At 63.6% G+C, this 7,491-nt stretch carries 8 protein-coding genes; 6 read left to right on the top strand and 2 right to left on the bottom strand.

Features of this window, described 5'->3' with window-relative positions; translation table 11 throughout:
* Together EOA36_RS20930 and EOA36_RS20935 are read right to left on the bottom strand one after the other, a co-directional pair.
* On the bottom strand, positions 1-129 hold a 129-nt coding region (locus EOA36_RS20930; protein ID WP_348629815.1), incomplete at its 3' end, for a glycosyltransferase.
* Between the two features lie 65 nt (positions 130-194).
* Positions 195-1,325 (bottom strand): nucleotidyltransferase family protein, encoded by a 1,131-nt coding sequence (locus tag EOA36_RS20935; RefSeq protein WP_127279239.1) that lies wholly within the window; start codon positions 1,323-1,325, stop codon positions 195-197.
* 508 nt (positions 1,326-1,833) lie between these two features.
* On the opposite strand from EOA36_RS20935, the gene EOA36_RS20940 reads away from it, so the two are divergent.
* The 6 genes from EOA36_RS20940 to EOA36_RS20965 all read left to right on the top strand — a co-directional run.
* Complete coding sequence (locus tag EOA36_RS20940) at positions 1,834-1,986, top strand: lasso peptide (RefSeq protein WP_127279240.1); 153 nt, start codon at positions 1,834-1,836, stop codon at positions 1,984-1,986.
* A gap of 132 nt (positions 1,987-2,118) precedes the next feature.
* Entirely contained in the window at positions 2,119-2,418 is a 300-nt protein-coding gene (locus EOA36_RS20945) for a PqqD family protein (protein ID WP_127279241.1), read from the top strand.
* Positions 2,419-2,524: 106 nt separating this feature from the next.
* Positions 2,525-2,917, top strand: a complete 393-nt coding sequence (locus EOA36_RS20950; RefSeq protein ID WP_245464424.1) for a lasso peptide biosynthesis B2 protein — start codon at positions 2,525-2,527, stop codon at positions 2,915-2,917.
* Entirely contained in the window at positions 2,914-4,857 is a 1,944-nt protein-coding gene (locus EOA36_RS20955; protein WP_127279243.1) for a lasso peptide isopeptide bond-forming cyclase, read from the top strand. Before EOA36_RS20950 ends, EOA36_RS20955 begins: the two co-directional genes overlap by 4 nt.
* On the top strand, positions 4,854-5,831 hold the full coding sequence (locus tag EOA36_RS20960) for a serine kinase (protein ID WP_127279244.1): 978 nt from the start codon (positions 4,854-4,856) through the stop codon (positions 5,829-5,831). The genes EOA36_RS20955 and EOA36_RS20960 overlap by 4 nt, the downstream gene beginning before the upstream one ends.
* Positions 5,824-7,491 (top strand): ABC transporter ATP-binding protein (locus EOA36_RS20965; protein WP_145969242.1); only part of this gene is annotated, 1,668 nt, incomplete at its 3' end. The genes EOA36_RS20960 and EOA36_RS20965, both read left to right, overlap by 8 nt.

Raw genomic sequence — 7,491 nt, forward strand, 5'->3', positions numbered from 1 at the left:
GCCATCGTCGACGACGACGACCTCCGCCACTTCCGGTTCGCGCAGCGCGGATGCGATGGCAACCGCGATCGTGCGCGCCGCGTTTTTGGCCGCGATGATCACGCAAACCTCGGATTTCGTCATCGACATGGAATTTGCCTCTTGCACAGGTTTCGTTCTGCCCTCGCCCTGTACACGTTCGATATCCATTGCCCTCATGGACTGGCCGGCCGTTCGAAGATGCGGCGGCTGATGTCCGCCGACGCGGCCCAGCCAGCCTCGGCCAGGTAGCGGACGGGAGCCCGGCCGCACAATTCCCACAACACAGTCCGCCGCTGCGGCCAGCGCAGCGACGACAGCCATGGCGCGATGACCATGTTGAGCAGGTCCTCATTGCCGATGCGCGACAGGATCGGCTTGGCCCGCTCCGATAGAAGCGTGCCGGTGCCGCCCAGCAGCACGTCGGCGGCGCGCAGGCCGAGCAGCAAGGTGTCGTCCAGTCCCTGGCCTATCGCGGCATCGAGCACACGCTGCTGATCGGCCTCGCCGAGGCGAGCGGCGCTGGCCCTGATATCGCAGACATAGCCGGCGCAGGGCTCGCGGTTGAACAGGGCCTTGGCGACGCTGATGCACGACAGCATCAGTGTGTCGGCGGCCGAAGTGAAAGGGACCTCGACGCCGGTGATCTCGACCAACCGTTTCCGCCGCAGGAACCCGTCGGCATCGCGCGGGCTGGGCGAGCCGGGCTGCTGGAGCCGGTAATGAAGATCGACCGTGGATGATCTCGGCCCGCTGCCGCGAACCATGTGCTGTTCGCCGAGGAAGCGGATCCACCAGACCGAACGCGACTGGCCCGACACCTCGTAGCCAATCAAGCGCAACGCTTCGCGCGTCTTCAGGAACCCGGCCGGCGCGACCAGGATGTCGACATCGCCCGCAGGCTTCATGAAGTGATCGTCGTAAAGCAGATGCTGCTGGAACGGCCCCTTCAGGAAGACGAAATTGATCCGCCGGTCGGACAGCGCCTCGTTGATGGCCATCGAATCCATCAGGCAGGCGGCGTTCATCGAAACCGTCCTTCTGCGATAGGTTTCGAGCCACTGGAAGAGCTCGCCCGGCCTCTCATGCGCCGGCGCACGCGCCAGCGCCTTCAGAACGAAGACACCGACCTTGTTCAGCCTGGCGATATCGGTGACGGCCTCGACCGAAAGGCCCGAGGGCAACGCCTCGGCGGCCGGGGCGGCGGGCGCCGCGAAATACAAACGTAAGCAGGCCCGCACATAGGCGATCTCGTCGGCGCAGTCGGTTGCGCGCAGTCGTTCATAAGAGCTTTCCGGCAAGGCCATTGAGCGCACAGTCTCCAAAAAACGGTTTGCGCGTCGCGTATGCTGCAAGTGCGAAACAAAGCATCCTTAAAAACCGCGGCGCCGTAAAGCCTTTCCTTTCGCGGTGCAAGATTTTGCAACCATAGCGTTTGCCGGCTTCCTCCGAAGGTGACGAGGTGATGGACGGAACACCCCGTCGCGGTGCTATCGGCGGTGGCCAGATGAAAGAGGGATATAGTTTAGCGCTATCTAAAATCAATCGCTTGCGTGAATTTCCCTTCAGGAATTCCCCTTAAAAATGACCAAATCAATGATTTAAAGTTTTGTCACTAGCAGACGCCGAAGTGAAGCAGCTTCCCTTCCTAAATGGCGGATTCTCACATGGGGAGTGACGTTCGCAACCCATAATTGATTAACGGCGGGTAAATGAGACTTGACTCATAAATGCTGCTATGCAGCTATTGCGCCGCAGCATGAAAGTGCTGACGGTAATCGACAGGCCGTTTCCAGTCCTTGATAGGAGAGTACAATGGAACAGAATGTTGAAAAGCAAGAGTACGAAACGCCAAACCTGACCGTGCATGGTTCGATCGAGACCATCACCCAGGGCGGCGGCGGCAGCACGGCGATCGATGCGTCGTTCCCCGCACATACGCCAATTGGCGACCTCACGTTCTCTTGAGACTATCCTGATCCCGGAGGATGACGTTGGAACCTCCAGTATCCAAAAATCATAAGAAGGAGCCGGGGGTGAAAATCCCCGACTCCTCCAGCCTGTCGATGCGGGGCAACGTGTTGCGAAAGAGGTTTTAGGATGAACTGGAACCCATCCGACCGCGATTGCGTAAGCGCGACCAAGGATGCCGTGGCCTGCGAATTCGGCGAAGGCCTCGCGCTTCTCAACCTGAAATCCAATATCTATTACAGCCTCAACGGTGTCGGCGCTTTCATCTGGGACCTGATCCAGGAGCCCAAGCCGGTCGCCGATATCCGCAGCGCCGTCCTCGCTCGCTACAATGTCGACGCCGAGCGCTGCAAGGGCGACGTCGACGCATTGCTGAAAGGCCTGGCGGAAAACGGGCTTGCGAGGCTTGAGCATGAGGCCGTCGTCTAGGCAGGTGTCGCAGAAGGCCATGGTTGCGCGGCAAAGACCTGTGACGCAGAGACCCCCCGCGCCGATGAAGCGGCCTGGCAGGCGGAGCCTGGCCAGGATTTTGGCCTTGAGCGGTTCGGAAGCGTTTTTCCTGGCCCATTGCCTGCTGGTGGTCGCGACCGTGCGGCTCGGGCTGACAGTGTTCTCCTACAACCGCGTCCGCGGGATGGTGACACGGCTCAACGCGCGCCAATGTGCGAGCATGGGCGAGTTGCGGCTTGTCGCCTGGGGGGTTGCAGCGGCCGCGCGGTTCGTGCCGGGCGCCACATGCCTGACCCAGGCGCTTTCGGGCCAATATCTTCTCGCGCGCAAGGGCAATGCGTCGAATATCCGCATCGGCATCGAGCGCGGCACGGGCGAGCAATTGAAGGCGCATGCCTGGCTGGTCAGCGACAACCACATCGTGCTCGGCGGATCCATCGATGGTTTCGCACATCTGGTCGACCACGGCAGCCGATGAGCGGCGTGGCCGGAATCCTGTTGCGGCAGGGCCACGCCGTAGCGGTCCGAGGCCCCGCGCCGGCTGAAGCGGCGAGCGGCATCCAGCAGATGCTGGCGCGCATGCGACATCGTGGTCCCGACGGAAGCTCATGGTGGCTGGACAGCGGCATCGCGCTTGGCCACGCCTGGCTGAACACGACCGACGAAGCCGGCCCCGGCCCGCTGACCATGGCCGGCGGCAAGCTCGCCATCACCGCCGACTGCCGGCTCGACAACCGCGACGAGCTGCTCGCCAGGCTCGGCATCAGGGACAGCTCAGTCGCCGATGCTGCATTGCTGATGCGGGCCTATCTGCGTTGGGGTGAAGCCTGCCCCGTGCATCTGCAAGGCGATTTTGCCTTTGCCGTCTGGGATGCCGAGCGGCAGCTTCTGTTCTGCGCGCGAGACCATTTCGGGGTCAAGCCATTCTATTACCACGCGGCGGAACGACGCTTTGCCTTTGCCTCCGAGATCGGACCAATGCTCGGCCTCGACGGGGTTGGTGCGCACCTCAGCGAGCACCGGATTTCGGGCTTCCTGGCCGGGTTGCCCGACGACCCGCAGTCCACGCCCTACCGCGACATCTTCGCCCTGCCGGCGCGTCACAGCCTTACCGTCACCGCGCAACGCCTGGTGCTGCGCCGGTATTGGCAGATCGAGCCATCACAGCGAGTGCCACGGTCGGATGCCGCGGAGGAATTCGCCCATCTTTTCTCGCAATCGGTCCGCAATCGCATGCGGGGAAGTCCATCGGTCGGCGCGATGCTGAGCGGCGGCCTCGATTCCTCCTCGATCGCCTGCGTGGCCGGGCTGCAAAATGCGGCCGGGCGCAAACCGAAGCTGCCGACCTTCTCCCTAGTTTTCGAGAAGGGTTCGTCGATGGACGAGCGCTCCTTCATCGATGCCGTGCTGGATCAGCAGAAGACCGACCCGACGTTGATCCCTGTCGGCAATTATGCGCCTTTCGCCGAATTCGAACGGGTGCTGGAGGAACAGGAAGGCACCTTCCTGGCGCCGGGCCTGACGCTGACACGCGGTATCTACCGGACGGCGGGCGCCAAGGGCATCAAGGTGCTGCTCGATGGCCATGGCGGCGACGAGGTCGTTTCGCAGGGACATGGCCATCTGCACGAGCTTGCCAATGGCGGCAGATGGCTGGACCTCTGGCGCGAGGTCCGCAGCGCCTCCAACACCTATGGCGACAGCACGCTCGGCCTCTATTTTCAGTTCCTCACTATTTACGGGCCGGCCTGGCGCATCGCCAGGCTGCGGCAGTTGGGGAACCGAGCCCTGAACAAAATACGCAAACCTGCCCAATCGCGGCGTGGCCGGAGCTGGCGCGACCTGATCAATCCGGACCTTGCCAGGCGAACCGAGCTCATCGACCGGTTCCACCGAGCCGGCTATATGCCACCCGGCGTCCAGGCCAGCGATGCTCTCAGTCACCGCTGGATCCTGTCCAACGGTTATGTCCCGCACTCTTTCGAGGTTCTGGACAAGGCCGCCGCCAATTTCGGCGTCGAGCCGCGTTATCCGTTCTGGGACAAGCCGCTGGTCGAATTCTGCCTGGGGCTGCCGGGCGAGCAGAAGCTCAGTCACGGCTTTGGCCGCTACGTGTTGCGCCGGGCCATGGAGGGCATCCTGCCGGCGGCGGTCCAGTGGCGGCGCGACAAGATCGATTTCACCGCCAATCTCGTCAACGGCATGGTGCGCAACCATCGCGACCTGCTGGACCAGTTGCTGGTTGGCGACGCGGGTCGCATCGCGCCCTATGTCAACCTGCCGGAAGTAACCGCTGCCTATGCGCGGCTGTTGCGCCAGCCGGACCAGGTGGCGCCGCTCGATGTCCAGTATGTCTGGCGCTCGGCGTCATTGTCGCTGTGGCTGCGGCAGGTCCAGCATGGCGGGAGCCCGGCATGATGTCCCGCCAAGAGCCGTTCGCCGGCGATCTCGACCATCTTCCCCGGCGCGGCGGGATCGCGGGAGAACGACGTTACTACCGCGCCTACGGCCTGATCATCGCATCCGGCGTGTCCCTGCCCGAACTGGAGCCGGCGGACCCGGCGTCGGCCGACATCGAGATCGCCATCGGCCCGATCGATATGCCCAAGCCTTCGGCGGAGGCCGCGACCGTCTTCCGCTTCGAGCCCGGCCGGCAGTATTTGGCCTGGGAGGCCGTCGGCGCATTCCTGATCAGCGACGCCCGCCGCATCGATGTCCAGCCGGCGCCCGGCGTCGACGACGCCTTGCTTGCCTTTCCGTTGCTGGGGCCGGTGCTGGCGCTGCTTCTGCACCAGCGCGGCCTGCTGGTTCTTCATGCCAGCGCCATTGCGGTAACCGGCAGGGGCGCCATCTTCATGGGCGACAAGGGCGCCGGCAAATCGACGACGGCAAGCGCGCTGATCCGGGCCGGACACGATCTGCTTACCGACGATGTCGTCGCGCTCGACCTGGCAAACCCGAACCAGCCGATGATCGTTCCGGGGTTTCCGCAGATCAAGCTTGCCGCCGATGCCGCAGCGGCAATCTCGCTTGGGCAGGCGCAAGTGCGGCCGCAAGTGCATCCCGCGATCGAGAAGATGCAGCATCGCCTGCACGGCGCCTTCTCCGGCAACAGGGTGCCGGCGGCCAGGATCTACATACTCGAGCGTGGCGAAAGGGCTGGGATCACCCCCTTGCCTTCCATTGCCGCCTTGCCGGCCATCATCAAATTCTCCTACGTGACGCGTTTCGGCCGCGCGGCGCTCTCCGGCGATTTCGCCGCGATGCACCTTCGTCACTGTTCAGCAATCGCTAACCATGTCGGCGTGTGCCGGCTGGACGTTCCAACGGGCATCGACAGGATCGGCGAGGCTGTGGCGCTGATCGAAAAGGAATTGGCCGGAGATGCCTAGGTCATCGGTCTTCAGCCTGTCGCTGTTTCGCGATGTCGCGGCATTTGGCGCCGTCATTGCCCAGATCGGCGGGCGGCGGACCTGGACGGCGCTGTTGTTCCTGATCCTCGGCAGCCTGACCGAAGGCATCTCGATCCTGCTGCTGATTCCGCTGCTGCACCTGGTTGGGCGCGCCGACCAGGATTTCGCGGTCAGGCTGCCGAATATCGATTTCGTCCGCTGGCTGGTGCCCGGCGGAACGCTGCAACTGACGACGGTGCTTTGCGCGCTGGTCGGGCTTGTTGCCGTGCAGGCAGCCTTCAACCGCTTCAAGTCGGTCTACATGGCAAGGCTGCTCTTCGATTTCATCAACCGCCTGCGCATGAACCTGTTCGAGAGCATCGGCAAGGCGCGGTGGGGCGTGTTCACGCGCATGCGCGGCTCCGATCTCGACCATGCCCTGACCGGTGACATCGACCGCGTCCAGGGGGCCGCCTTTTCCCTGCTGATGTTGGTGCAGATCGCCGTGCTGCTGGCGGGCTATCTCGTGATTTCCATGTTCATCTCCCCGGTTATGACGGCGTTTGCCGTCGTCATCGGCATCGTGATGTTCATAGCGCTGCAGCCGTTTCGCTCGCGGGCCACGGCCTTCGGCCGCATCCTGACGAGCAATCGCCAGGACCAGTACCGTACGGTTTCGGAATTTCTCGGCGGCATCAAGGTGGCCAAGAGCCTGAATGTCGAGGGCAGCTATTTCGCGCAGCTGCAGGCCACGCTCGAAAAGATGAAGGCCGATAACATCGCTTATGTGCGGAACAGCTCGATCGGCACCGCCGTGTTCCAGGTGGCGAGCGTCGTGGGCTTGAGCGTCTTCATCTATGTGGCGCTGGTCCGCTTCAACCTGTCGCTGGCCGAGATCGTCGTGCTGCTCCTGGTCTTCATGCGCATCGCGCCGCGCTTCATGGACATGCAGACGCAGGCCCAGCAGGTGCTGATCAACCTGCCCGCCTATACGGCAATGCGCAGCCTGCAGGCACGTTTCGACGCCGAGCGCGAGCCGGGCCATATCGAATCCGGGGATGCCCGCAAGCTGGCCCTCGATACGGGGCTGAACATTCGCGACGTCTCCTTTGCCTATGACGGCGGCGCCGGCAAGGCGGTGGTGAGCGACGTCACCTTCGGCCTTCCGGCCGGCAAGGTCACCGCCCTGATTGGCCCGTCCGGATCAGGCAAGAGTACGATCGCCGACATGCTGCTCGGGCTGCTCGAGCCGACCGCGGGCAAGATCCTCGTCGATGGCGTCGAGGTCGATGCCGCCAACCGCCGCCGCTGGCGCGATCAGGTGGCCTATGTGCCGCAGGACGTATTCCTGCTGCATGACACGATCGCGGCGAACCTGCGGCTTGCCGCACCGCAGGCCAGCAACGACGAATTGTGGACGGCACTCCGCGCCGCGCATGCCGGCGAATTCGTAGAACGGCTTGACCTCAGACTGGAGACGGTGGTCGGCGACCGCGGCGTGCGCATGTCGGGCGGCGAGCGTCAGCGCATCGCGCTGGCGCGCGCGCTGCTGCGCAAGCCTTCACTGCTCATCCTGGATGAGGCAACAAGCGCGCTCGACTGGCAGAACCAGTCACTTATCGCCAAGTCGATCGACGGCCTGCGCGGCTCAATGACGATC

The sequence above is a fragment of the Mesorhizobium sp. M8A.F.Ca.ET.021.01.1.1 genome, assembly GCF_003998025.1.
GTDB lineage: Bacteria > Pseudomonadota > Alphaproteobacteria > Rhizobiales > Rhizobiaceae > Mesorhizobium.

Bases quoted from the DNA above. Each gene is read 5' to 3' on its own strand.
- EOA36_RS20940 (WP_127279240.1), top strand. From the start codon at position 1,834: ATGGAACAGAATGTTGAAAAGCAAGAGTACGAAACGCCAAACCTGACC.
- EOA36_RS20960 (WP_127279244.1), top strand. From the start codon at position 4,854: ATGATGTCCCGCCAAGAGCCGTTCGCCGGCGATCTCGACCATCTTCCC.
- EOA36_RS20945 (WP_127279241.1), top strand. From the start codon at position 2,119: ATGAACTGGAACCCATCCGACCGCGATTGCGTAAGCGCGACCAAGGAT.
- EOA36_RS20935 (WP_127279239.1), bottom strand. From the start codon at position 1,325: ATGGCCTTGCCGGAAAGCTCTTATGAACGACTGCGCGCAACCGACTGC.
- EOA36_RS20955 (WP_127279243.1), top strand. From the start codon at position 2,914: ATGAGCGGCGTGGCCGGAATCCTGTTGCGGCAGGGCCACGCCGTAGCG.